This window comes from Xenorhabdus siamensis, from assembly GCF_037996745.1.
Taxonomy (GTDB): Bacteria; Pseudomonadota; Gammaproteobacteria; order Enterobacterales; family Enterobacteriaceae; genus Xenorhabdus; species Xenorhabdus indica.
On the sequence record NZ_JBBMXE010000012.1, the window covers coordinates 158,421 to 184,733 of the forward strand.

Here is a 26,313-nt window from a genome sequence, read left to right on the forward strand (position 1 = left end):
ATCATCAAACTCATTAATTCCTATTATTGAGCTGCTTTTAATATAACCACATTTTCATAATTGCCCGCTAATACATCCAGTCGCTCACACCATTTGTTTAAGGCGTCCAGCTTCTCTGGCAGGTATTGACTCTTGTTGTATATCGCCATAATGCCCGACAATGCATGGCCTAACAGTTGCTCAACTACATGAGGTGCGATGCCTATATCATTTAATTTAGTTGCAAACGTTCGCCTTAAATCATGCAAAGACCATTCCTCACCATGCTCTAATTTTTTCCATATTTTTCTGCCATATTGTGCGACTGCTTCAAGTTTTTTAATTTCCCCTAAGAGATAACCACTTTTATGGTTTTGGTGAATAATATTCATTAAAAATGGCTTCATGTATTCTGGTATTGGACGAATGATTTTCTCACCTGTCTTGCTATTTTCTTTTGGGACCGTCCATAACATAGAATTCAAATTCCATTCTGAACATTTAGATAACCTGATCTCCCGTGTCCGACAACCAAATACAACCAAAATTTTCAATAAATTATTATAATAAGGTAGGTAAATACCTGTATTTATGGAGTCCCATAATTGACCAAGTTCATTATCTTCTAAATATCGCTGGCCTTTATTTTGTTTTTTTCCAATATCCTGAATAGTTAAATCATCCAATACATGGCTAACTGCATACCTTCTTACCCAGCAAAATTTTAAAGCTTGCTTGCACAATTGAAATACAGAACCAGCAGCCACCGGAGCTTTCTTTTTCATTCTATCAAAGCATTGTAGCCAATATATTGTTTCACAGTCAGGTAATGCCATTTCACCAATATAAGGATAAATATGTTTTTCTAATTGAAGAATGAGGGTATCAATATTGACTCGATTTTCTCTGCCGTAGTGCTCTATCCAATATTCGATAGCGTCTTTTACAGTGACTGGTTTTAATGATTTCTGCATCACTAAGTTAAATTGAAGCTTGGGATCTTTACCGGATGCCAACCAGTTACGACATTTATCCCGCGTTTCACGGGCTTGTTTGAGAGGCATATCAGGATAGCGCCCAATGGTAAGGCGGTTTAACTTCTTGCCATCAAGCCGATAGGTAAAAACCCAACTAATACCACCAACTTTAGATGCTTTGGCACTCAGTCCAGCACCATCGGCAAAAAACTCAATATTGTCTCTTTCTCTTCCTTGCAGGGTTTTAAGTTTTTTGTCACTGAGCTTGTTTAGTTCGGCAGCCATGATCACCCAATATATTTATACAAATATTTATACGAAGTGTGCTGCAAAAGCAGAAAAACGTCAATAAACACTGTAACAACATACAGTTGAATGATTTATTAATTATTTGATATTTATATAAAAATAATAATCATGGACAAACTTCAAAACAAAAAGTAAATATAGTCTGCAATGATTTCGGGGATATTATCGCCGTTTACAGCGATTCCATTACAAACGTGCGAGGTTGTTCCCAATATTTCTTAAAGAATGAGAGAGTTACCATGGCAAAACACATCGAATTTTCCGCCACTGGCGGCCCAGAAGTACTCCGATATTGTGAATTTACGCCTACTGATCCTGCACCTGATGAAATACAGATTGAGAATAAAGCTATTGGAATCAATTATATTGATACCTATGTACGTAGTGGCCTCTACCCACCAGCAGGTCTTCCCAGTGGATTAGGGACGGAAGCCGCTGGCGTTGTCACAAAAGTTGGCTCAAATGTGTCATACATCAAAGTTGGAGATCGTGTGGCATATGCTCAATCCGGTTTGGGCGCATACAGTGACGTACATAATGTTCCCGCCAGCAAATTAGCTATCCTGCCGGATGCAATTTCATTTGAACAGGCGGCTGCTTCTCTTTTAAAAGGACTAACAGTTTATTATCTGTTCTATAAGACACACAAGGTTCAAGCAGGTGACACTTTCCTATTCCATGCCGCAGCCGGTGGTGTCGGTTTGATTGCCTGCCAATGGGCAAAAGCATTAGGTGCGAAATTGATTGGAACAGTCGGTTCAGACGAAAAAACCAACCTTGCCAAAGCTGCGGGTGCATGGCAGACCATCAATTATAATCGTGAAAATATTGTGGAACGTGTTTTGGAACTTACTGACGGGAAAAAAGTTGATGTGGTTTATGATTCTGTTGGTCAGGCTACGTGGCTGGATTCACTTGATTCCTTAGCCCCCAGAGGATTGATGGTCAGTTTCGGTAACGCTTCAGGACCAGTAACAGGAGTGAATGTCGGACTTCTCAATCAGAAAGGTTCACTATTTCTTACCCGACCTTCCCTTAATGGTTATATCACTACACATAAGGAGTTGACTGAAGCCAGCAAAATCCTGTTTGATTTTATTGCCAGCGGTAAAATCAATGTAGATGTTCGAGAAAATCAGAAGTTTCCACTAAGCGAAGCGATAAGAGCACACCAGATACTGGAAAGCCGAGCAACCCACGGTTCCAGTTTGTTGATACCGTGATTCCCATTTTGAACAAAGCGCCTGAGCGGATTACATCCGCTCTGTTACCATTTCCAATGCTTTTTCAACAACCATAATGTCAGCACCAGGTTTATGTGCATTCTCACTCAAATGACGACGCCATTGACGTGCACCGGGAATTCCCTGAAAAATACCCAAAATATGGCGGGTAATGTGCCCTAAATAAGTGCCTTTTGACAATTCTTGTTCGATATAAGGATAAAGTGCCTTCACCACCTCAACGGTATCTGTCACGGGAGCGGTTTGGTCAAATAATTCACGGTCGACCTTCGCCAGAATAGATGGATTTTGGTAAGCCTCCCGTCCAATCATCACACCATCAACATGCTGTAAATGCTGCTTCGCTTCTTCCAATGACTTAATTCCACCATTAATGGAAATTGTTAGTTGTGGAAAATCTTTTTTCAATTGATAGACCCGTGGATAATCCAAAGGCGGAATTTCGCGGTTTTCTTTTGGACTCAAACCAGACAACCACGCTTTGCGAGCATGGATCACAAAATGATCACACTCACTGTTTTTCATGACAGTATCAATAAAATCACACAAAAACTCGTAGCTATCCTGCTCATCAATACCGATACGGGTTTTAACTGTGACAGGAATATCTACCACGTCCTGCATCGCCTTGACACAATCGGCTACCAGCGTAGCTTCTCCCATCAGGCAGGCACCAAAACGACCATTCTGTACACGATCAGACGGACAACCGACATTCAAATTAATTTCATCGTAACCACGCTCTTGTGCGATCTTAGCACTGTGCGCCAATGCCTGCGGTTCACTGCCCCCCAATTGCAATGCCAATGGATGCTCTTGCTCGTTATAAGCCAGATAGTCCCCTTTGCCATGAATAATTGCGCCTGTGGTAACCATTTCTGTGTAAAGCAGCGCTTCTTTACTTAGCAGGCGATGGAAATAACGGCAATGACGGTCAGTCCAATCTAACATCGGTGCTACGGAAAAGCGGGAAGGTTTGAATTTCCCGCCTCCATTTTGTATTTCAGTGAATTCACTACATTTTTGTGTCTGTATATTTTCGTGCATTTTAGGCTATTTTGAGATTATTGGTACACCATCCAGTACACCACACCAAATGGTGTACTGGTGACTGAGAGGTAAATAATGGCCTACTATACCATAGAAAAACGCCCTCAAGCAGATGGTACTATTCGTTATCGCTGCACCGTTGGTGTCAAATCTGATGGCCCACACAGAATGATACCGAAGATTTAACGGTTGGAGATCTATTGCATAAATAACCTTAGCGCTGCTTAAGCAGCACTGAGGTTAATTAAAACAATAACAAACAGTACTTATTTTTTATTAAAATACGATAATGAAATATTTTTATTTATCATATTTAAAAAGTCATAATTAAAGGTCTATTTCAATAGCTCTATAGAAAATTGGTGTTGTTATTGCTGGCTTAGCTATTTGGTAAATAACTCAATTTAACAATCATAGTCTCTACCCCAAAAGCCAAGAAAACTAATTTATTAATTGATAATCAAAAAGAATGATAGGGCCATGGCCATTAAGTAGATTTCAGCTATGAATTGAAAAAACATGATAACATTACAACCATTGGCATATGCTGAGTGTGAAGGATGTAATGAAAACTATCAACCAAAAAAAGTTACTGACACGGGCTGAGGCAATCTGCCTGTCGCGAGGGGTTCGTTTGACACCTCAACGCCTTGAAATTCTGCGTTTAATTTCAGCACAACCAGGTGCAATAAGTGCCTATGATTTGCTGGATCTGCTCCGTGAAGCTGAGCCACAGGCAAAACCGCCAACGGTCTATCGAGGGTTGGAGTTTTTACTGGAACAGGGTTTTGTCCACAAAATAGAATCTACGAATAGCTATGTGATTTGTCATCATTTTGAACAACCTTGTCATACATCAGCTATGTTTCTTTGCGATAACTGTGGTTCTGTTACCGAACGAGATGCTAAAGATATTGAATCAGCTATACAAAATTTAGCACAAGATGCAGGATTTCATCTGCGGCATAGTGTAATAGAAGTTCACGGCTTGTGCTCTTCCTGCCATGAAATGAATTCCTGTACGGAATAAGTTTTAAAGTCCGTTTTATTAGGCGGTCATCACTGATAAGTTTATTAATTTCCAAGTTCCCAGATAAACGTTTTATTCGCTGGGATAATGAAAAATGACCGCCCAAAATGGCAAAGTGTAATTATCCGCTTTTACAATCAGAACCAATCCCCGTTACGAATAACGCCAACTGCCAATCCTTCAATGGTAAAATTCTGTTCTCGTAAATCCACAACGATAGGCTCAAATTCAGGATTCTCAGCAATCAGTTCAATTCTGTTTCCTGTTTGTTTAAAGCGTTTTACTGTGACTTCATCTTCAATCCGAGCCACGATAACTTGCCCGTTATGAACATCCTGCGTTTTATGCACAGCAAGCAAATCACCATCCATAATACCGATATCTTTCATTGACATACCACGAACACGCAATAGAAAATCAGCATTTGGTTTAAATAATTCCGGATCCACTTTGTAATGGCTTTCGATGTGTTCCTGAGCCAATAGTGGTTCACCAGCAGCAACACGACCGATTAGTGGTAATCCCGTACCTTCATCTTCCTCTTCAAGCAGCAAACGGATACCTCTGGAAGCACCAGCGACAATTTCTATCACCCCTTTACGCGCCAGTGCCTTTAAATGCTCTTCTGCTGCGTTAGGTGAACGAAAACCAAGGCGTGCTGCAATCTCAGCACGTGTCGGTGGCATACCCGTTTGAGAAATATGGTCACGCACCAAGTCATAAACCTGTTGCTGCCTGGCAGTTAATGCTTTCATTTCGCCCCCTGTTTGTTTATACAGTCTGACTGTGAGTATATACAGCTAAAATTGAATTGGGAACCTATCAGAATGTAAAAGCGACTAAATAACGAATTTTGATGAAAAATAAATCACCTTAGCGTATAAAATGCGACCCAATGATTGTTATCCAAATGGATAGTGCCAAAATAACAGCTAAAAATACTGCGGCAGAGCCCATATCTTTTGCCCGCCCTGACAATTCGTGATATTCACTGCCGATTCGATCAACCACGGCCTCAATTGCACTATTTAGCACTTCAACAATAACCACCAATATGACAGAGCTAATGAGAAAAAGTCTCTCAAGCAGGCCAAAATCAAAGGAAAACACCACAATAATCGCTAAGACAGCTAAAATTACCTCTTGTCGAAATGCAGCCTCATTCTGCCACGCGGCTTTAATACCTTTTGCTGAATACCTCACTGCTTTAATAATACGGCTCAAGCCTGTTGATTGATTCGCCATAAAAATTTTCTTCAATAATCATAATAGTTTTAAGATAATATAACTTTTAGTTCTTATTATTATCTTATTTCCACAGATCTCAAAATCTGTTTCTGGTATGCTTGCGACGCATTGCTAATAAGAGGCTTAAAGCAGTTATGTCAGCTTGGCGTAAAATATATTACAAGTTATTGAATTTTCCGATAAAACTTTTAGTAAAAAGTAAGCTTATTCCAACGGCTCCCATTCAAGAATTGAGTCTTGATACGACCCGGCCTATTTTGTATGTGCTCCCGTATCATTCAAAAGCCGACTTATTGACCTTGCGTCAACAATGTCTGGCTCAAGATCTACCAGATCCTTTAACCCCTTTGGATATTGATGATGCACAGCTCCCAAGTTGTGTTTTTATTGATGACGGCCCACGTGTGTTCCGCTGTTATGCGCCTAAGCATGAGTCTGTAAAGATTTTTCATTCTTATCTGGACTTACATCGCAATAATCCTAATCTGGATATTCAGATGGTGCCCGTTTCCGTGATGTTTGGACGTTCCCCAGGACGTGAAGGGCAAGAAACAAATACAGCACCACAGTTGCGACTTCTCAATGGGATCCAGAAGTTTTTTGCAATCCTGTGGCTCGGTCGGGATAGTTTCGTACGTTTCTCCACGCCTGTTTCATTGCGCAGTATAGCTAATGATCATGGTACGGATACGATTATTGCCAATAAACTTGCCCGTGTTGCACGGATCCACTATTCCCGTCAACGTCTGGCAGCAGTCGGGCCACGTTTACCTGCCCGACAGGATCTGTTCAGAAAGTTACTGGCATCCAAAGCCATTGAAAAAGCCATTGCCGATGAAGCCCGTAGCAAGAAAATTTCGCCAGAGAAAGCAAAACAGAATGCTATCAATATGCTGGAAGAGATTGCAGCGGATTTCTCCTATGAAACTGTACGCATAACAGACCGTGTTTTGAGCTGGACGTGGAATCGCCTCTATCAGGGCATCAATGTCCATAATGCCGAACGGACCCGCCAATTGGCTCAAGATGGTCATGAGCTGGTCTATGTTCCATGTCATCGCAGCCATATGGATTATCTGCTGCTTTCTTACGTGCTTTATCATCAGGGGCTGGTTCCACCACATATTGCAGCCGGTATTAACCTGAATTTCTGGCCAGCAGGGCCAATATTCCGCCGCCTTGGTGCGTTCTTTATCCGCCGCACTTTTAAAGGCAACAAACTCTATTCGACAATTTTCCGCGAATATCTGGGAGAACTGTTTTCTCGTGGTTATTCTGTTGAATATTTTGTCGAAGGAGGTCGTTCCAGGACAGGCCGCCTGCTTGATCCGAAAACCGGCACACTTTCGATGACATTACAAGCAATGCTGCGCGGAGAATCACGCCCTATCACCGTTGTGCCAATCTATATCGGTTATGAACATGTGATGGAGGTTGCGACTTATGCCAAAGAGTTACGGGGCGCAACTAAAGAAAAAGAAGGATTTTTCCAGATGGTTCGCGGGTTACGTAAACTACGTAATCTGGGGCAAGGGTATGTGAACTTCGGCGAACCAATCCCATTAGTACAATATCTGAATCAGCATGTTCCGGAATGGCGTGATTCTATCGATCCAATAGAAGCGCAGCGCCCGGCATGGTTGACACCAACTGTTAGTAAGCTGGCTGGCAATATTATGGTTAATATCAATAACTCCGCAGCCGCAAATGCAATTAATCTATGTAGCACGGCTTTATTGTCATCACGTCAGCGAGCACTTACTCGTGAACAGTTGATTGAGCAATTAGACTGCTATATGCAATTGTTGCGCAATGCTTCTTACGCAAATGATGTCACAGTACCGAATAAAACAGCGGAAGAACTGTTGGATCATGCTTTACGGATGAATAAGTTTGAGGTCGAAAAAGACAGTCTTGGGGATATTATTATCCTGCCTCGCGAAAATGCGGTATTGATGACCTATTATCGCAACAACATCCAACATCTGTTGATCCTGCCATCTTTGATTTCCAGCATTGTGATGCATCACCGCCGTATCAGCCGCAGTGAACTGCTTAGGCAGGTACAACTGATTTATCCTCTGCTTAAGCAAGAACTTTTCATGCGCTATAGCAAGAAAGAGTTGCCTGATGTGGTTAATACATTGATTGATGAACTGGCGCGTCAATGCCTGGTTTGTAATAAAGAGCAGGAGATACTGGTACTCAATCCTGCGCGTATCCGTCCATTACAATTGTTGGCAGCAGGTATCCGGGAAACATTACAACGCTATGCCATCACGCTTTCTCTATTGAATGCAACTCCCGATATCAGCCGAGGTACATTGGAGAAAGAGAGCCGGATGCTGGCGCAACGTTTATCCGTGTTACATGGAATCAATGCGCCGGAATTCTTTGATAAAGCGGTTTTCGCTTGCTCAGTGAATACGCTGCGTGAAGAAGGTTATATCCACGATAACGGTAACATGGTCACCATAAGTGCCCATGCTCTTTATCAGGTATTGAGTGAATTAATGTCTCCAGAGATCCGTTTGACCATTGAGAGTGTCAGCATGCCTCCTGAGTACAATGACCACAAACCAGCAAATGAAAATCAGGAATAACGCTTTGACATTCTGAATAGAATTATTCTTAAGCTGATCGTTCTGAAAAAGAGAAGATTAACGGGCGGTGCTAACGCCCGTTCTCTTAAAAAACATAACTGAAAAGAATACCGAGGAACAAAATAAAACCAACGTAATTATTGTTCATGAATGCCTGAAAACACGACTCCCGCTGACGGTCAGAAATCAATTTTTGTTGATAGATAAAGAGCGCTCCTGCCAATAATACTGTCCAGTAATACATTCCCCCTAAATTCACTATGCAACCAACCGATACGAGAATTACCAGCATAACGAATTGCAAAGTACCAATGATTAATTTATCAAAACGACCAAACAGTACTGCTGTTGATTTCACACCAATTTTCAGGTCATCATCACGATCCACCATGGCATACTGAGTATCATAGATTACAGACCAGATTATGTTCGCCAGAAATAATAACCAACACTGTAATGGTAAGGACTCACTTACTGCTGCGAAAGCCATAGGAATTGACCAACCATAAGCTGCACCCAACACAACTTGTGGCAAGTTGCTGATCCGTTTAACGAAAGGATAAATCCATGCCAATCCCAGCGCGACAAAGGATAAAGCAATCGTCATTTTATTCAGTGTCAATACAAGCACAAAAGAGATCAACACAAGTGGCAAATAAGATTTTGCATTCTTTTTCGCTGATATCACCACTGGGGAGCGGACGAAATTTTGTCCGTTCAACATGCCCGTCAAATTTCCTATCAGCGAAATCATTAATACAACATCCTGCCGCCCGCATGAAAAAGACACCCAGAGTGAAAATCAGCAAGATATGTAAGTTCGGCATACCTTTTGCTGCTATCCATAATGCCCAATAGGTTGGCCATAATAACAATAATACGCCAATGGGTTTATCGATACGCATTAAACGGCAATAGGCGCGCCATTTATTTCGCGTCATACTAACCTCCAATCTATTTCTCCCTTTTCATATTATTTATTTTATATACAGGTGATGCCGGCAAAAAAACTTCTGTAAGTAGTAGAGGCTTCTTTGATAAACGCAACAAAGAGCGCCGTGCCCAACGCTGTCCTTGTTGACCTATTTGAATATAATCTCGTGTCAGATTATTGCCACTAAACAGATAGCGCCCAAGTGGAACGGTTCCAACATCCACCAGCTTTTTGTCTGGCCCTGTTAATGTTTCCTCTGGGATTACTGTACGCCCCAATAACCACGGAATATTATCTCCGTATAAGACAATTTCACGTAACCAATACTTTTCGCTTACAGGTAAATGCTCACTTTCATCACCAATATCTGCTGTTGTAATGAAACATTCCCGAAATGGTGCAACTGTTACATGATGGCAATGTTGTTCAAAACGATGTGTCATTGAACCGACTTCCATCAGCCAGTCTAAAATATTTTCCGGAGTATTGACTTCACCAGCCGAAAACCAGTGAATAGGTGTAGAAGTTAATATTGTGTCATCTGCCATGTCATTTTCCAATCGCGGAGAACATCAATTTCTCCGACAGCACAACGAGTGGAATGTGAGGATAGCATGTTGCCGGCCAATAAAATAAAAAGTTGATAGCAAATTATGGAAATTTAAAAAATATCCCCCCGATATATGGTGTTATTGGGGGGATAAGATTAAATAAAATAGAAAATCAGATTAACGCCACTTTTTAAAGCGGTTAATGAGACCATTTGTAGAACTGTCATGGCTATTCACAACTTCTGCCCCCTGCAATTCAGGCAGAATACGGTTTGCCAATTGTTTGCCCAATTCCACTCCCCATTGATCGAATGAGAATATATTCAGAATTGCCCCCTGAACAAAGATCTTATGTTCATACATGGCAATTAATGCACCCAGACTGAATGGTGTCATTTCACGCAATAAAATTGAGTTGGTTGGGCGGTTACCTTCAAACACTTTAAACGGTACAACATTTGCCACCTCCTGTGCACTCTTCCCGACGGCAGCAAATTCAGCTTCTACCTGCGCCTGAGTTTTACCAAAAGCCAGTGCTTCAGTTTGTGCGAAAAAGTTAGATAGTAGTTTGCTGTGATGATCAGCAACCGGATTATGACTAATTGCAGGTGCTATAAAATCACATGGAATAAGTTTCGTACCCTGATGGATAAGCTGGTAGAAGGCATGCTGACCATTTGTACCCGGCTCTCCCCAGATAATCGGCCCGGTCTGATAATTTACCGGATTACCATTGCGGTCAATATATTTACCGTTTGATTCCATATTTCCCTGCTGGAAGTATGCAGCGAAACGGTGCATATATTGATCATAAGGCAGAATCGCTTCAGTTTCTGCACCAAAAAAATTGTTATACCAGATGCCAATCAGCGCTAACAGAACAGGAATATTTTGTTCAGGCGCGGTCTGCTCAAAGTGTTTATCCATAGCATGAGCACCACTCAGCAACTGCTCGAAGTTATCATAACCAATGGAAAGGGCTATAGATAAGCCTATCGCAGACCAGAGGGAATAACGGCCACCAACCCAATCCCAAAATTCAAACATGTTTTGAGGATCAATGCCGAATTTGCTGACCTCCTTCTCATTCGTTGAAAGCGCGGCAAAGTGTTTAGCCACATATGCTTCATCATCTGCACTTTGCAGGAACCAATGACGGGCAGAATGAGCATTAGTCATTGTTTCCTGTGTGGTAAAGGTCTTGGACGCAATCAGGAATAGTGTGGTTTCTGGATCCAGAGATTTCAATGTCTCCGCAATATGGGTTCCATCCACATTAGAAACAAAATGCATATTGAGGTGGTTTTTATAGGCTTTCAATGCCTCAGTTACCATATATGGGCCGAGGTCAGAGCCGCCAATACCAATGTTTACTACATCAGTAATAGCTTTACCGGTATAGCCTTTCCACTCTCCACCAATGATACGATCACTGAACGATTTCATTTTTTCCAGCACCGCATTCACCTGCGGCATAACATCTTCCCCATCTACGTGAATTGGAGAATTACTGCGGTTACGCAAAGCAATGTGCAGCACAGCACGATCTTCAGTACGGTTAATCTTTTCACCAGAAAACATACTATGGATAGCAGCGGACAAATCCGTTTCTTTCGCCAATGCCTGTAATTTTTCCAATGTTTCCGTAGTAATACGGTTTTTGGAGTAATCCACCAGAATCTGATCGTCAAACGTTGCAGAGAATGTCGCAAAACGCGCCTTATCCTGTTCAAACAGATCTCGTAAGTGAATATTCTTCATCTGTTCAAAATGCTGTTGCAATACTTTCCAGGCTTCGGTCTGGCTAGGGTTGATGTTTTTCATGAATGATGCTCTCTATCAACTGTAGATAAACAATAGGAATGCATAGAATTGTAACAAGTTAATGCTGTGATGGATCTCTTTTTCCTTTTACTAACTGATATTGGTCAAAATAAGTTATTATTTCCAGCTCTAATTGCTTATACCCTTCAAATTCGACATCCACTGGATATATAGGCAAAAACGATAATTTCATTCTGATCATGAAAGATATTGATGCTTAATTCTCAAGCATTGACTCAACAAAGCTAACCCGATATTTCTAATCTTTTATTTCTAAACTAACTCTCTATTCCTAAAACAGAAGGCTATTATCCATGAGTGCAGTATCTTCTCCCTACTCGCAGTATGTTGTTGCAAAATTCGGTGGTACCAGTGTGGCAGATTTTGATGCCATGAATAACTGTGCTGATATTATTTTGGCAAACAGAGATGTTCGCGTAGTCGTTTTATCAGCTTCCGCTGGTGTAACTAATTTATTGGTCACATTAGCATCTGGTTGCGATAACGATAAACGGGAGAAGTGCCTGAAGCAGATCCGTGATATTCAATATGCGATTATCAAGCGATTAAATGAAACGGCTGTGCTTAAAGAAGAGATTGAGCATTTATTGGATAATATCACAACGTTGTCAGAAACTGCCTCACTGGCAACGTCTAAGGCGTTGACTGACGAGTTAGTCAGTCATGGGGAAGTCATGTCTACACTGCTGTTTGCTGAATTGTTACGTCAGCGCAACACGGATGTCGAATGGTTTGATATCCGCCGGATAATGCGTACCAATGATCAATTTGGGCAAGCAGAGCCTGACACAAACCAGCTCAATATATTCGCGGCAGAACATCTTCAACCTCGTCTGAATAACACGATCGTCATTACACAGGGTTTTATCGGCAGAGAGGAAAAAGGCCGCACAACAACGTTAGGACGTGGCGGCAGTGATTATACCGCCGCCCTGCTTGGCGAAGCACTGGGCTTGCAGCGTGTTGATATCTGGACGGATGTTCCGGGGATCTACACAACCGATCCCAGAGTTGTCCCAACCGCCAATCGTATTGATAAGATTGCTTTTGATGAAGCGGCCGAGATGGCAACATTTGGTGCCAAAATTCTCCATCCAGCCACTCTACTGCCAGCCATCCGCAGTGGTATTCCTGTTTTCGTTGGTTCGAGTAAAAAGCCGCAGGCTGGCGGTACACTGGTTTGCGACAGAACGAAAAATCCACCTCGCTTTCGGGCATTGGCATTGCGGCGTAAACAAACTTTATTAACCCTGCATAGCCTGAAAATGTTACATGCAAGAGGCTTTCTGGCAGAGATTTTTACCCTGCTCTCACGTCATAATATTTCAGTGGATTTGATTACCACTTCAGAAGTAAGTGTTGCTTTGACACTGGATACCACAGGTTCCACCAGCACGAATGGCAGTTTGCTGACCAATGCCCTGCTAACTGAACTTTCAACATCATGTCGTGTGGAAGTTGAAGAAGATTTGGCACTGGTAGCAATTATCGGCAATAAACTTTCACAGGCCAAAGGATTAGGAAAAGAGATTTTTGGCCCCCTGGAATCCTTTAATATCCGTATGATCAGCTATGGAGCAAGTAGCCATAATGTTTGTCTGCTTGTACCCGGCAAAGAGGCAGAACAGATAGTTCAGACACTTCATCGTAATCTGTTTGAAGATTGAAATTCAAAGACTGATCAACATATTAACTATATGATGTAATATAATCTCATCCTATTATGGGATGAGATTACACCTTCAATAGCTCATAAAGGCTCATACTTCCTCTCGCTAAAAGTAATATTTACCTCTACTCATCGGATGTGTTTTTTGCCTCTTTATCATCCATAATAAGAAAACGAAAACAAATTCCATTTTTTCTACCACAGTTATGCTGTAAGTAGAGGATAATTTAGAGGGAATCTTATGAGCTCCGCCATTGCCAGCAAACGTACCAAAAAAACTAAAATGACAACCGGTAGTGCCGCTGCAAGCGGTCAGGTTCAATCCTTAAGCCGAGGTCTATCCCTTTTGGAATATATTTCTGATTCACAAAGTGGAGTCGCATTAACTGACCTTGCTATTCAGGCTGGCCTTCCCAATTCCACCACCCACCGCCTTTTGACCACATTACAACAACATGGTTTTGTTCGTCAGATTGGCGATCTGGGATTGTGGGTAATTGCATCACATGCTTTTGTTGTCGGCAGCAGCTTTCTGCAAAGCCGCAATCTGATGGTATTAGTTCACCCGATTCTACGCCAACTAATGGAAGATTCTGGCGAAACCGTCAATCTTGCTATTTTCAATATTGATGAGTATGAAGCAGTGATTGTTGATCAAGTGCAGTGTAATGCACTGATGCGAATGTCCGCCCCAATTGGCGGCCAGTTGCCGATGCACGCTTCCGGCGCAGGTAAAGCGCTCCTTTCCACACTGTCCGAACAAAAGTGCCTACAATTACTGCATAAAAAAGGATTACACGCCTATACACAACATACTCATACCACAGCAGCCGCGCTGAAAGAAAATCTTGAACAAATCCGTAAGCAGGGTTTTTCATTTGATGATGAAGAACATGCCCTTGGGTTACGTTGTATCGCTGCCTGCATTTATGATGAGCATCATGAGGCTTTTGCTGCTATTTCTATCTCCGGCCCAATATCGCGCATCTCTGATGATCGAGTCACTGAACTTGGTGCTCTTGTTATGCGAGCGGCAAAAGAGGTGAGTCGGGAGTATGGAGGAATTAAGTAATATTTTGGTTAATTTCACTTTTTTACGACACAGCTAATATCAACCAGATGAGATGGTCATTAAAATCATGGGGTTGTATTCACCAGGTTCTTCTGCCCATCCTGATATGTCATTACGTGATGCCTAGCATCAAGAGCCATGGCTCAATAACACTTTTATAATTAACCTGAATTCATGGACAAGTTAGTTGAAATTTTCTGCGATGTCGACGACTTTTGTCGTCTTTTCATCCCCCAGTGGGCGCAGTTTTGTCTCGATAACGGATACCGCCTGCGCCGCAGACAAGGCCGCATGTATCCCAGTGAAATCATGACAATTTTAATCCTCTTTCAGCGGTCGCATTACCGTGATTTTAAAAACTTTTATTTGGAGCATATCTGGCAATACCATCACCGCGACTTCCCCTCCTTGCTCAGTTATACCCGTTTTATCAGCGTTGCCCCGTCCGTTTTGGTCCCCTTATCCAGTTATCTGACTCAATTAAAAGGAAAACCGACAGGCATTGCTTTTATCGACTCCACGAGTTTGCGCGTTTGTCATAACATCCGTATTCCTCGTCATAAGGTCTTTCAGGGCATAGCGCAACGCGGAAAAACCTCAATGGGATGGTTCTATGGGTTCAAATTACACCTGATTATTAACCATCTGGGCGAAATTTTAGCGCTTAAAGTGACCCCGGGTAATGTGGATGATAGGGAGCCTGTACGCGAATTATCAAAAGATCTCACGGGTTCTCTTTACGGCGACAAAGGATATCTGAGTCAGGAATTGGCGTAAATCCCTCATATCTGATTTGACGAGAGAAACTGCTAATGAATAACTGGAAAACATCTGCAGAAAGCATCCTGACCGATGGCCCTGTCGTCCCTGTCATTATAATCAATGAAATTGAACATGCTGTACCATTAGCAAAAGCGCTGGTTGCCGGTGGAATACGCGTGTTGGAAGTCACTCTGAGAACTGAATGCGCACTGGCAGCTATTCGCCTTATCGCCAGAGAAGTTCCTGAAGCGATTATCGGTGCTGGAACAGTCATTAATACAAAACAATTGGCAGCCGTTACTGAAGCTGGTGCACAGTTTGCCATTAGTCCGGGATTGACTGATGAGTTGCTAAAAGCAGCGTCTACTGGTTCAATTCCTCTTATTCCGGGGATCTCTACAGTCTCTGAATTAATGCTAGGTATGAGCTATGGTTTAAACTGCTTCAAATTCTTTCCGGCAGAAGCGAATGGTGGTGTAAAAGCACTGAAAGCTATTGCTGGCCCATTCCCACAGGTACGTTTTTGTCCAACTGGCGGTATTTCCCCTGAAAATTATCGGGATTATCTGGCATTAAGTAGTGTTCTATGCATTGGTGGCTCGTGGTTGGTTCCGAATGATGTATTGGAAAAAGAGGATTATGCCCAGATTACAGAACTGGCACGTACTGCTATTGCTGGAGCAAAAGGGTAATTTTCTTATCTAAAACTTAATGCGGAAATTTAAGATTAAAAAATTTCCGCATTGAGAAAAATTTATCATTGTTTATCTAATATTTCCTTGAATTAATTAATTTTATTATAAGATAACTCAGATGATTTAAAATACGATCACAACTCATTTAATAAAAATGATTAAATTTAACAAATAGCTTTAGATAATGTCCATGTCCCCGTACCATTAACTCTATTTGATAACAGAGAAGTATAAACTTTATATACAGCACCAGGTTGATCTGCCCGCCAACAGACATCGAGAAAACCGCCATGCGTATGGTTAAAATCATTCAGCAGACGAATAATATTACCTTCACGAACTTTACCATCATGTTTATCGGTTGCTTCTGAAAAAATATGCCATGTTGCAGTATCAAGGGCATGTACAGGTTTATCCGCAGTATAAACATTATAGAGTTCTGGTGACGGTGCATTCCCACTAACTCTCAGATATCCCACATTATTTCTATAAAAATTCAAGAAAAATACCGTATCACAACTATAAACCTCCGTCCCTAAACTTTTACCTTCTGCTGATAAAATCTGCCATGAACCGGAACCAGTATCACGATTTGATGAAACAGAAGTGACGACATTATATTTTTCCCCCACTGAAGTCGACTGTCCATTAACATCAAGATAACTTCCATCAGCATAATTATTCTTAATATGTAAAATATCACCATATAAAATGACCTGAGCCATTATTTCCTCCCTAAATATTTTTATAAATAAATGATATGATGCTATTAATGGTAAAGATTATAATTATTAAATTATATATAGAAATAAACTTAATCTTCTTAAATAGAATCATACCATTTAAAATCGGTAAAAAAATAGCTAGTCATTTTAAAAATGTATTATGTAGATGCTATTTTTTAGCATACAACGATACATTATCTTTATCTGTGAAAATTGTAATACCACTGATTATATTTTTTTATTTAGTTTATTTCAGTACGTTGACTGAATCGCTGTCTACAGCGATAAGCAAAAACATCTTCTATATATCCATTTTTAATACGTTCCTGCAATGCCCGCCAGTAATCTGCTTTAAATAGGTCACTGTGGCTTTCTTCAAAATACTTGCGAATACGCTTATCACTACATAGAAAGTGTCGGAACTCCTCAGGAAAAACATCGTTGGGAGCAACGCTATACCACGGTTCGCTGGCAAGTTCATCTTCTGGATAATGCGACGGAGGTATATCCCGAAAATTTACTTCGGTCATATAGCAGATTTCGTCATAATCGTAGAAAATTACCCGTCCATGACGGGTAACACCAAAGTTCTTAAATAACATATCACCCGGAAAAATATTCGCTGCTGCCAACTGCTTAATCGCATTCCCATATTCCTCTACGACATCTTTCATATGAGTTTCATCCACTTGTTCCATGTATATGTTCAATGGGATCATTTTCCGTTCCATATAAAGATGTTTTATCAAGATCTTGTCACCCAGGTCTTCGAGTTTCGTGGGGATCTCTTTTTGCAGTTCCTCCATTAATTCCGGGCTGACATGGCGTTTATCAATGACAAAATTCTCAAACTCCTGTGTATCTGCCATTCTTCCGACGCGATCATGCTCTTTTACCAGCCGATAACACGCCTGAACCCGCTCCTGGGATACCTCTTTCTGTGGCGCAAATTTGTCCTTTATGACCTTAAATACACGGTCAAAGGAAGGAGAAGTGAAGACCAACATAACCATACCTTTCACCCCCGGCGCAATGGTAAATTGCTCTTGAGATGAGTTAATAAACGTCAGATATTCACGGTAATATTCTGTTTTACCATGTTTTTGGCAACCAATAGCCATATAGAGTTCAGCCGTTGATTTGGTTGGTAAGATTTCACGCAACCACTCTACCATTGCTGCCGGCAAAGGGGCATAAACCATAAAGTAAGAGCGGGCAAAACCAAAAACGATGCTGGCATCGTCGTGATGGGTCAAACAAGTATCAATAAAAATTCTGCCTGATTCATCATGGTGAATGGGCAATAAAAATGGATAAGCCATTGCACCCATTTTGATTTTTCCTACCAACCAAGCAGCCTTATTACGATAAAATAGTTCGTTAGCAATCTGAAATGTTGCCTGCAATAAGTCGGGGCGGGAAAATGTATTCAGTAAGTACTGTGTGATGTAACCAATATCCCGCTCTAAATTTTCCCATTTCAGGCGCAACGGTAAATCATTTAAGATCGCTTGCAACATCGATTCTAAGTTACCATCAGGAAAAAAATCCCGCGACAATGGCCGCGAAATATGACGAAAGCGACACAGCGGTTGAGAAGAGAAGATAAATAAATTTTCTTGTTTCAAATTGCGGTGTTGAAACAAGCGGCAATAAACTGAGTTAAAAAAACTTTCTGCAATCTCAAAACGAGGATAATCCGGCAGTAAACAGGTATAAACAGCTTTGACCCTGGCAATGTACTCTTCGTCATACTGCAATTGCAATGAACCACTGATACATTTCAATTGTTCAACCACTAAACCAACATGATGGTCATACAAATTGATACGTTTCTTCATTGCCTGCTGTACTGCATGCCAATCTGCCTGTTCAAAACGCTGTTGTGCGCCAGAAGTGACTTCCAGAAATCGGCCATATTGCGCATCAAATCCCTGCAAAATAGTTTGTGCTACTAAGTGTGCGAAATCTGTTTCCATATTTACCACCTTAATCCGACGCGTAAAGGGGAATTCCTTACGGAATCCCCCAAAAGTGATATCAATAGATATATGAACTTAGAATTGCTGTTCTTCTGTTGATCCAGTCAGAGCAGTAACGGAAGATGCTCCTCCCTGAATAATCGTAGTTACTTTATCAAAATACCCTGTACCCACTTCCTGTTGGTGTGAAGAGAAAGTATAACCTCGATCAAGTGCTGCAAACTCCCGCTCTTGAACTTTCTCAACATAATGTTTCATTCCTTCGCCGCGAGCATAGTCATATGCCAAATCAAACATGTTGAACCACATGCTATGAATACCAGCCAAAGTGATAAATTGAAATTTATATCCCATCTCAGAAAGTTGTTCCTGGAAGCTGGCAATCGTTTTATCGTCCAGATTCTTTTTCCAGTTAAAAGATGGAGAGCAATTATATGCCAGTAATTTTTCTGGATATTCTGCATGAATCGCTTCTGCGAAACGACGGGCAGCCTCAATATCGGGGGTAGAAGTTTCACACCAAACAACATCTGCGTACGGTGCATAGGCCAATCCACGACTGATAGCCTGATCAATACCGGCACGGGTGCAGAAGAAGCCTTCGCAAGTCCGTTTGCCAGTGATGAATTCGCTGTCATAAGGATCACAGTCAGATGTCAGTAAATCAGCAGCTTCGGCATCAGTACGGGCAATAAGAAGAGTTGGAACGCCTAATACATCTGCCGCTAAACGCGCGGCTACTAATTTCTGGATGGCTTCTTGAGTCGGCACCAATACCTTGCCGCCCATATGTCCGCATTTCTTCACCGCAGCCAACTGATCTTCGAAATGAACAGCGGCAGCACCAGCTTCAATCATTGATTTCATTAATTCAAATGCATTCAATACACCACCAAATCCAGCTTCTGCATCCGCCACAATCGGCAGAAAATAATCAACGTATTCCATGCTCTCAGGACCAATTTCATTAGCCCATTGGATTTGATCGGCACGACGAAAGCTGTTATTGATACGCTTAATAACATTCGGTACAGAATCAACCGGATAGAGTGATTGATCAGGATACATACTGGCGGCTGTATTAGCATCAGCAGCAACCTGCCAGCCAGAAAGATAAACCGCTTCAATGCCAGCTTTAGCCTGTTGAAGCGCCTGACCACCTGTCAGTGCTCCAAGTGCGTTTACATAACCTTTTTTTGATTTTCCATGCAGCAGTTCCCATAACTTGTCCGCTCCCATTTGCGCTAAAGTATGTTCAAGGTTAACTGAGCCGCGTAATTTAATGACATCTTCAGCTTTATATGGACGGTTAATACCTTTCCAGCGTGGTTTTTTCCATTCTTGTTCTAATTGAGTGATTTGTTGTGCTCGATAAACGGTCATGATGTTTTACTTCCTATTCTTAATTAATTAGATATTAATTTATTAATCGGATATTGTTTTTACATTAATCGAGTAATTGATAGCCCGGCAGGGTCAGAAAATCGACTAAATCATCTTGTGTGGTGATCCGTTCCATCAGGTCTGAAGCCTCCATAAATCTCCCTTGGTTAAAACGCTTCTCCCCCACTTCTTGTTTAATGACTATCAATTCTTCTTTCAGCATCTGGCTGAACAGTTCTTTTGTTACCTTTTTACCGTTGGCAAGTGACTTTTCATGGTGTATCCATTGCCAAATAGAGGTACGAGAAATTTCCGCAGTCGCTGCATCTTCCATCAAACCGTATATCGGTACACAACCATTACCTGAAACCCATGCCTCTATATACTGGACGGCAACCCGAATATTCGCCCGCATCCCTTCTTCTGTTCTCTCTCCCAAGCTCGGTGCAAGCAGTTGTTCGGCAGTGATCGTTTCATCTTCTTCACGGGAAACCATCAGTTGATTTGGTCGATCACCTAGCTTTGAATTGAATACATCCATAGCAATATCAGCTAGGCCGGGGTGTGCGATCCATGTGCCATCATGACCGTTATTAGCCTCCAGTTCTTTATCACCCCTGACTTTGTCTAATACTTTCTGATTCTGTTCAGGATCTTTACTCGGTATAAATGCCGACATTCCTCCCATAGCGAATGCACCGCGCTTATGACAAGTTTTAATTAATAAACGGGAATAAGCATTCAGGAAAGGCTGTGTCATAGTGACAGACTGGCGATCAGGTAAAACGCGATCAGGATGATTCTTTAATGTTTTGATATAACTGAAAATATAATCCCAACGCCCACAATTCAGGCCAACGATGTGGTGACGTAAGTGATAGAGAATTTCATCCATTTGGAAAACGGCGGGCAGTGTCTCAATTAAGACTGTAGCTTTTATCGTCCCTTTTGCCAGATTGAAATACTCTTCCGTAAAACTGAAAACATCACTCCACCACTGCGCTTCATGGTAGCTCTGAATTTTAGGCAAATAGAAATAAGGACCGCTCCCTTTTGCCAGCAACTGCTTATGATTCAAGTAAAAATAAAGTGCGAAATCAAATAATCCGCCAGAGATTGGCTCATTCTTATAAATGACGTGTTTTTCTGACAGATGTAATCCCCGGACACGAGCAATTAATACAGCGGGATCAGATTTCAATTCATAACGTTTACCCTGTTCATTGGTATATGAAATTGTCCTATTAACCGCATCACGCAAGTTAATTTGCCCATCAATAATCTTATCCCATGTTGGTGCCAGAGAATCTTCAAAATCTGCCATAAACACCTTAACATTGGCATTCAATGCATTGATGACCATTTTTCGTTCTACAGGACCTGTGATCTCCACTCGACGATCTTTAAGATCGTCAGGAATACTCTGAATCTTCCAATCGCCATTTCTAATGGAAATAGTTTCCGAAATAAAATCTGGAAGCGCACCATCATCTATTCTCTTCTGCCAATTCACTCGATCTTCTAATAATTTTCTACGTCTATCAGAAAATCTGACAACCAAACTCTCCAAAAATTGAACAGATTTAGTTGTTAATACCTGTTTTTCAGCTTCAGAGAAAGATTTTATAAAAGTTAATTCAGTTTCTAACACTTGCTGTGCCATTCCCGATTCCTCACTTTAAAATGCTCACCCGATAAGAGTAATCAATATAAAAAATAAATCAAAAACCATTTCCATTATTTTATATAAATAATTAAATTTTATAAAAATCATTAAGTTATATAAAATATAATCAAAGAAAAATAGGGAATTAAATTCCAAAATAACTTACATGATATTGTTAAGCTTTTGTTATATATAAGAAATGGAAAAAATGGAGATCTACTGACAGAAAAACAGAAAATTAAAAAAATGAGAAATGACTCGCTTCAGTCAGCTCTCATTTTTCACTGTTTTCAACTGATTCAATCTAAGGAAGGATTCATATAAGACAGATCATACGGCGTGATCTGATATACACAGTAATTAAGCCAATTTGAAAATAATAAATGACCGTGACTACGCCACGTTGCAACAGGCTTATTTTCTGGATCATTATTCGGAAAATAATTTACTGGTAATGCAGGCGCTAACCCAGCAATTTGATCACGCTGATATTCTGCGGCTAATGTCCCAACATCATATTCTGGATGCCCTGTTACAAATACTAACCTTTTATCTTTACTGGCAAACAAATAAACACCAGCCTCCTCTGAGCTAGCCAAAATATCTAAATCTGTATGCTCACGAATAGCTGATTCTGGAAAATCAGCAAAACGTGAATGAGGAGCCCAAAATGATTCATCAAACCCTCTGGTCAATAGCGCAAAAGGATTCAAGATTGTATGAGAATAAACACCTGATAGTTTAGTTGTTCGTGTATATTTGGGGAGGTTATAAAGAATATTTAACGCGGCCTGAACAGCCCAACACACGAAAAGTGTTGAAGTCACATGGCTTTTAGCCCAATTGATAATTTTTTCAATCTCTTGCCAATAAGTCACATCTTCAAATTTTACTAATCCCAAAGGAGCACCTGTTACGATCAAACCATCAAAATTTTGCTCTTTTATGGATTCAAAATCACAATAAAAATTATCCAAATGTTCTGCTGGAGTATTCTTACATCGGTGACTGTTTATTCGCAGCAACTGAATATCAATCTGTAACGGTGAATTGGACAATAGCCTGATAAACTGATTCTCCGTTTCTATCTTCTTTGGCATAAGATTTAGCAACAATACCTTTAAGGGGCGAATATCCTGGACATTCGCCCTTGTTGATGTCATGACAAAGATATTTTCATTGCGAAGAAAATTAACTGCTGGCAGTTCATCTGGTACACGAATTGGCATTGTATGAACCTCAATTATTCCACATATATTTAGCCTTCTAGATAGCTGAATCTAACCTAAAGGTGGGGATAATGTCGAGTTCTTGTACGCAAATTGAAATTATTTCATTCTATGAAATAAGAAAAAGCAATAAAAAAATCAAACGAAAAAAAGCCATCCGGTTAAGGATGGCTTCTCTGTCAAATTGATGTCTGGCAGTGCCCTACTCTCGCATGGGGAGACCCCACACTACCATCGGCGCAACGGCGTTTCACTGCTGAGTTCGGCATGGGGTCAGGTGGGACCACCGCGCTATTGCCGCCAGACAAATCCTGTGTTCAATCCCGAACAAGCTGACGCCCCGTTTCAGGGCGCTCTTTTATCTGAAACCTGCGCTTTCTTCTCTCTCAAAACCCGCAAAACCCCTTCGGTGTTGTCAGGTTAAGCCGCACGGTACATTAGTACTGGTTAGCTCAACGTCTCGCAACGCTTACACACCCAGCCTATCCACGTCCTGGTCTCGGACGGCCCTTCAGTATCCTCAGGGGATAAGGGAAGACTCATCTCAAGGCAAGTTTCCCGCTTAGATGCTTTCAGCGGTTATCTCTTCCGCACTTAGCTACCGGGCAGTGCCATTGGCATGACAACCCGGACACCAGTGGTGCGTCCACTCCGGTCCTCTCGTACTAGGAGCAGCCCCTTTCAATCTTCCAGCGCCCACGGCAGATAGGGACCGAACTGTCTCACGACGTTCTAAACCCAGCTCGCGTACCACTTTAAATGGCGAACAGCCATACCCTTGGGACCTACTTCAGCCCCAGGATGTGATGAGCCGACATCGAGGTGCCAAACACCGCCGTCGATATGAACTCTTGGGCGGTATCAGCCTGTTATCCCCGGAGTACCTTTTATCCGTTGAGCGATGGCCCTTCCATACAGAACCACCGGATCACTAAGACCTACTTTCGTACCTGCTCGCGCCGTCACGCTCGCAGTCAAGCCAGCTTATGCCTTTGCACTAACCTCACGATGTCCGACCGTGATTAGCTGACCTTCGTGCTCCTCCGTTACGCTTTGGGAGGAGACCGCCCCAGTCAAACTACCCACCAGACACTGTCCGCAACCCGGATAACGGGCCGGCGTTAGAACATCAAACATTCAAGGGTGGTATTTCAAGGATGGCTCCGTGCAGACTGGCGTCCACACTTCACTGCCTCCCACCTATCCTACACATCAAGGCTCCATGTTCAGTGTCAAGCTATAGTAAAGGTTCACGGGGTCTTTCCGTCTTGCCGCGGGTACACTGCATCTTCACAGCGAGTTCAATTTCACTGAGTCTCGGGTGGAGACAGCCTGGCCATCATTACGCCATTCGTGCAGGTCGGAACTTACCCGACAAGGAATTTCGCTACCTTAGGACCGTTATAGTTACGGCCGCCGTTTACTGGGGCTTCGATCAAGAGCGTCTCCTTACGGATAACCCCATCAATTAACCTTCCAGCACCGGGCAGGCGTCACACCGTATACGTCCACTTTCGTGTTTGCACAGTGCTGTGTTTTTATTAAACAGTTGCAGCCAGCTGGTATCTGCGGCTGGCTTTGGCTCCGGGCGCCTGTCCCTTCACCTAATGCCAGCGTGCCTTCTCCCGAAGTTACGGCACCATTTTGCCTAGTTCCTTCACCCGAGTTCTCTCAAGCGCCTGAGTATTCTCTACCTGACCACCTGTGTCGGTTTGGGGTACGATTCACTGTTACCTGATGCTTAGAGGCTTTTCCTGGAAGCCGGGCATCTGTCACTTCAGCACCGTAGTGCCTCGTCATCACGCCTCAGTGTTACAGATAACCGGATTTGCCAGGTTATCCCACCTACACGCTTAAACCGGGACGACCGTCGCCCGGATGACATAGCCTTCTCCGTCCCCCCTTCGCAGTAACACCGAGTACAGGAATATTAACCTGTTGCCCATCGACTACGCTGTTCAGCCTCGCCTTAGGGGTCGACTCACCCTGCCCCGATTAACGTTGGACAGGAACCCTTGGTCTTCCGGCGAGCGGGTTTTTCACCCGCTTTATCGTTACTTATGTCAGCATTCGCACTTCTGATACCTCCAGCAAACCTCACGGTTCACCTTCAGCGGCTTACAGAACGCTCCCCTACCCAGCAACATTAATATGTCGCTGCCGCAGCTTCGGTGCCTGGTTTAGCCCCGTTACATCTTCCGCGCAGGCCGACTCGACCAGTGAGCTATTACGCTTTCTTTAAATGATGGCTGCTTCTAAGCCAACATCCTGGCTGTCTGAGCCTTCCCACTTCGTTTCCCACTTAACCAGGACTTGGGGACCTTAGCTGGCGGTCTGGGTTGTTTCCCTCTTCACGACGGACGTTAGCACCCGCCGTGTGTCTCCCGTGATAACATTCTCCGGTATTCGCAGTTTGCATCGGGTTGGTAAGTCGGGATGACCCCCTAGCCGAAACAGTGCTCTACCCCCGGAGATGAGTTCACGAGGCGCTACCTAAATAGCTTTCGGGGAGAACCAGCTATCTCCCGGTTTGATTGGCCTTTCACCCCCAGCCACAAGTCATCCGCTAATTTTTCAACATTAGTCGGTTCGGTCCTCCAGTTAGTGTTACCCAACCTTCAACCTGCCCATGGCTAGATCACCGGGTTTCGGGTCTATACCCTGCAACTTCGCGCCCCGTTAAGACTCGGTTTCCCTGCGGCTCCCCTATGCGGTTAACCTTGCTACAGAATATAAGTCGCTGACCCATTATACAAAAGGTACGCAGTCACACCCGAAGGTGCTCCCACTGCTTGTACGTACACGGTTTCAGGTTCTCTTTCACTCCCCTCGCCGGGGTTCTTTTCGCCTTTCCCTCACGGTACTGGTTCACTATCGGTCAGTCAGGAGTATTTAGCCTTGGAGGATGGTCCCCCCCTGTTCAGACAGGATACCACGTGTCCCGCCCTACTCGTCGAGCTCACACTGCCAGCGTCTTCGGATACGGGGCTGTCACCCTTTACTGCCGGCCTTTCCAGACCGTTCTCCTGACGCTGACACTGCTGATCGCTCTGGGCTCCTCCCCGTTCGCTCGCCGCTACTGGGGGAATCTCGGTTGATTTCTTTTCCTCGGGGTACTGAGATGTTTCAGTTCCCCCGGTTCGCCTCCTGCCCCTATGGATTCAGGCCAGGATAGTGCAACGGATTGCACTGGGTTGCCCCATTCGGGTATCGCCGGTTATTGCGGTTCCTATCACCTTACCGGCGCTTATCGCAGATTAGCACGCCCTTCATCGCCTCTGACTGCCTAGGCATCCACCGTGTACGCTTAGTCGCTTAACCTCACAACCCGAAGAAGTCTTCGGACTGGAGTTTTGAGAG

General features: G+C 42.7%; 17 protein-coding genes, 2 rRNA genes and 2 pseudogenes. 7 read left to right on the forward strand and 14 right to left on the reverse strand.

Translation table 11 applies throughout. The features are described 5' to 3' along the window. Positions 1–23: 23 nt before the first annotated feature. The gene (locus AAC852_RS12890; protein WP_340621382.1) at positions 24–1,241 is read right to left on the reverse strand and encodes a tyrosine-type recombinase/integrase; all 1,218 of its coding nucleotides are present in this window, start codon (positions 1,239–1,241) and stop codon (positions 24–26) included. Between the two features lie 263 nt (positions 1,242–1,504). Here AAC852_RS12890 and AAC852_RS12895 point away from each other — a divergent pair, with 263 nt between their 5' ends. Further along, positions 1,505–2,488 (forward strand): quinone oxidoreductase, encoded by a 984-nt coding sequence (locus AAC852_RS12895; RefSeq protein ID WP_340621383.1) that lies wholly within the window; start codon positions 1,505–1,507, stop codon positions 2,486–2,488. A 30-nt stretch (positions 2,489–2,518) separates the two neighbouring features. Here the strand turns inward: AAC852_RS12895 and dusA are convergent, their stop codons facing one another. Continuing rightward, positions 2,519–3,556 (reverse strand): tRNA dihydrouridine(20/20a) synthase DusA, encoded by a 1,038-nt coding sequence (gene dusA, locus AAC852_RS12900; RefSeq protein WP_340621384.1) that lies wholly within the window; start codon positions 3,554–3,556, stop codon positions 2,519–2,521. Between the two features lie 568 nt (positions 3,557–4,124). On the opposite strand from dusA, the gene zur reads away from it, so the two are divergent. Continuing rightward, complete coding sequence (zur, locus tag AAC852_RS12905) at positions 4,125–4,589, forward strand: zinc uptake transcriptional repressor Zur (protein WP_340621385.1); 465 nt, start codon at positions 4,125–4,127, stop codon at positions 4,587–4,589. A 137-nt stretch (positions 4,590–4,726) separates the two neighbouring features. Here the strand turns inward: zur and lexA are convergent, their stop codons facing one another. Then, positions 4,727–5,344, reverse strand: coding sequence for a transcriptional repressor LexA (gene lexA, locus AAC852_RS12910; protein ID WP_047683915.1), 618 nt, complete (start codon positions 5,342–5,344; stop codon positions 4,727–4,729). A 118-nt stretch (positions 5,345–5,462) separates the two neighbouring features. Further along, a complete protein-coding gene (locus AAC852_RS12915) occupies positions 5,463–5,834 on the reverse strand; it encodes a diacylglycerol kinase (protein ID WP_340621386.1) in 372 nt (123 codons plus the stop codon). Between the two features lie 137 nt (positions 5,835–5,971). Between AAC852_RS12915 and plsB the strand changes: the two genes are divergently transcribed. Further along, positions 5,972–8,440 carry a glycerol-3-phosphate 1-O-acyltransferase PlsB gene (gene plsB, locus AAC852_RS12920; RefSeq protein ID WP_340621387.1) on the forward strand — a complete coding sequence of 823 codons (2,469 nt, stop codon included), beginning with the start codon at positions 5,972–5,974 and terminating at the stop codon, positions 8,438–8,440. A gap of 85 nt (positions 8,441–8,525) precedes the next feature. Here plsB and ubiA read toward each other — a convergent pair. From ubiA to pgi, 3 genes and pseudogenes are all read right to left on the reverse strand, one after another. Beyond that, positions 8,526–9,381: pseudogene (gene ubiA / locus AAC852_RS12925) on the reverse strand (4-hydroxybenzoate octaprenyltransferase). Between the two features lie 13 nt (positions 9,382–9,394). Next, on the reverse strand, positions 9,395–9,922 hold the full coding sequence (gene ubiC / locus AAC852_RS12930) for a chorismate lyase (protein ID WP_340621388.1): 528 nt from the start codon (positions 9,920–9,922) through the stop codon (positions 9,395–9,397). Between the two features lie 180 nt (positions 9,923–10,102). After that, positions 10,103–11,749 (reverse strand): glucose-6-phosphate isomerase, encoded by a 1,647-nt coding sequence (gene pgi / locus AAC852_RS12935; RefSeq protein WP_340621389.1) that lies wholly within the window; start codon positions 11,747–11,749, stop codon positions 10,103–10,105. Positions 11,750–12,063: 314 nt separating this feature from the next. Between pgi and lysC the strand changes: the two genes are divergently transcribed. The 4 genes and pseudogenes from lysC (at position 12,064) to AAC852_RS12955 (ending at position 15,965) form a co-directional block, all read left to right on the forward strand. Then, positions 12,064–13,437 carry a lysine-sensitive aspartokinase 3 gene (gene lysC / locus AAC852_RS12940; RefSeq protein ID WP_340621390.1) on the forward strand — a complete coding sequence of 458 codons (1,374 nt, stop codon included), beginning with the start codon at positions 12,064–12,066 and terminating at the stop codon, positions 13,435–13,437. Positions 13,438–13,680: 243 nt separating this feature from the next. Further along, positions 13,681–14,511, forward strand: a complete 831-nt coding sequence (gene iclR / locus AAC852_RS12945) for a glyoxylate bypass operon transcriptional repressor IclR (RefSeq protein WP_340621391.1) — start codon at positions 13,681–13,683, stop codon at positions 14,509–14,511. Positions 14,512–14,685: 174 nt separating this feature from the next. Further along, positions 14,686–15,285: pseudogene (locus AAC852_RS12950) on the forward strand (IS982 family transposase); the annotation flags it as partial. A 38-nt stretch (positions 15,286–15,323) separates the two neighbouring features. Beyond that, on the forward strand, positions 15,324–15,965 hold the full coding sequence (locus AAC852_RS12955; RefSeq protein WP_340621392.1) for a bifunctional 4-hydroxy-2-oxoglutarate aldolase/2-dehydro-3-deoxy-phosphogluconate aldolase: 642 nt from the start codon (positions 15,324–15,326) through the stop codon (positions 15,963–15,965). A 167-nt stretch (positions 15,966–16,132) separates the two neighbouring features. Here AAC852_RS12955 and AAC852_RS12960 read toward each other — a convergent pair whose 3' ends face one another. From AAC852_RS12960 to AAC852_RS12990, 7 genes are all read right to left on the reverse strand, one after another. Next, the gene (locus AAC852_RS12960; RefSeq protein ID WP_340621393.1) at positions 16,133–16,693 is read right to left on the reverse strand and encodes a hypothetical protein; all 561 of its coding nucleotides are present in this window, start codon (positions 16,691–16,693) and stop codon (positions 16,133–16,135) included. A gap of 242 nt (positions 16,694–16,935) precedes the next feature. Further along, on the reverse strand, positions 16,936–18,672 hold the full coding sequence (aceK, locus tag AAC852_RS12965; RefSeq protein ID WP_340621394.1) for a bifunctional isocitrate dehydrogenase kinase/phosphatase: 1,737 nt from the start codon (positions 18,670–18,672) through the stop codon (positions 16,936–16,938). A 78-nt stretch (positions 18,673–18,750) separates the two neighbouring features. Next, on the reverse strand, positions 18,751–20,058 hold the full coding sequence (aceA, locus tag AAC852_RS12970; protein ID WP_340621395.1) for an isocitrate lyase: 1,308 nt from the start codon (positions 20,056–20,058) through the stop codon (positions 18,751–18,753). Positions 20,059–20,122: 64 nt separating this feature from the next. Beyond that, positions 20,123–21,721 carry a malate synthase A gene (aceB, locus tag AAC852_RS12975; RefSeq protein ID WP_340621396.1) on the reverse strand — a complete coding sequence of 533 codons (1,599 nt, stop codon included), beginning with the start codon at positions 21,719–21,721 and terminating at the stop codon, positions 20,123–20,125. Positions 21,722–22,023: 302 nt separating this feature from the next. After that, entirely contained in the window at positions 22,024–22,953 is a 930-nt protein-coding gene (gene metA, locus AAC852_RS12980) for a homoserine O-acetyltransferase MetA (protein WP_340621397.1), read from the reverse strand. 189 nt (positions 22,954–23,142) lie between these two features. Beyond that, a 5S ribosomal RNA gene (gene rrf / locus AAC852_RS12985) occupies positions 23,143–23,258 on the reverse strand. 111 nt (positions 23,259–23,369) lie between these two features. Next, a 23S ribosomal RNA gene (locus AAC852_RS12990) occupies positions 23,370–26,274 on the reverse strand. Positions 26,275–26,313 lie beyond the last annotated feature (39 nt).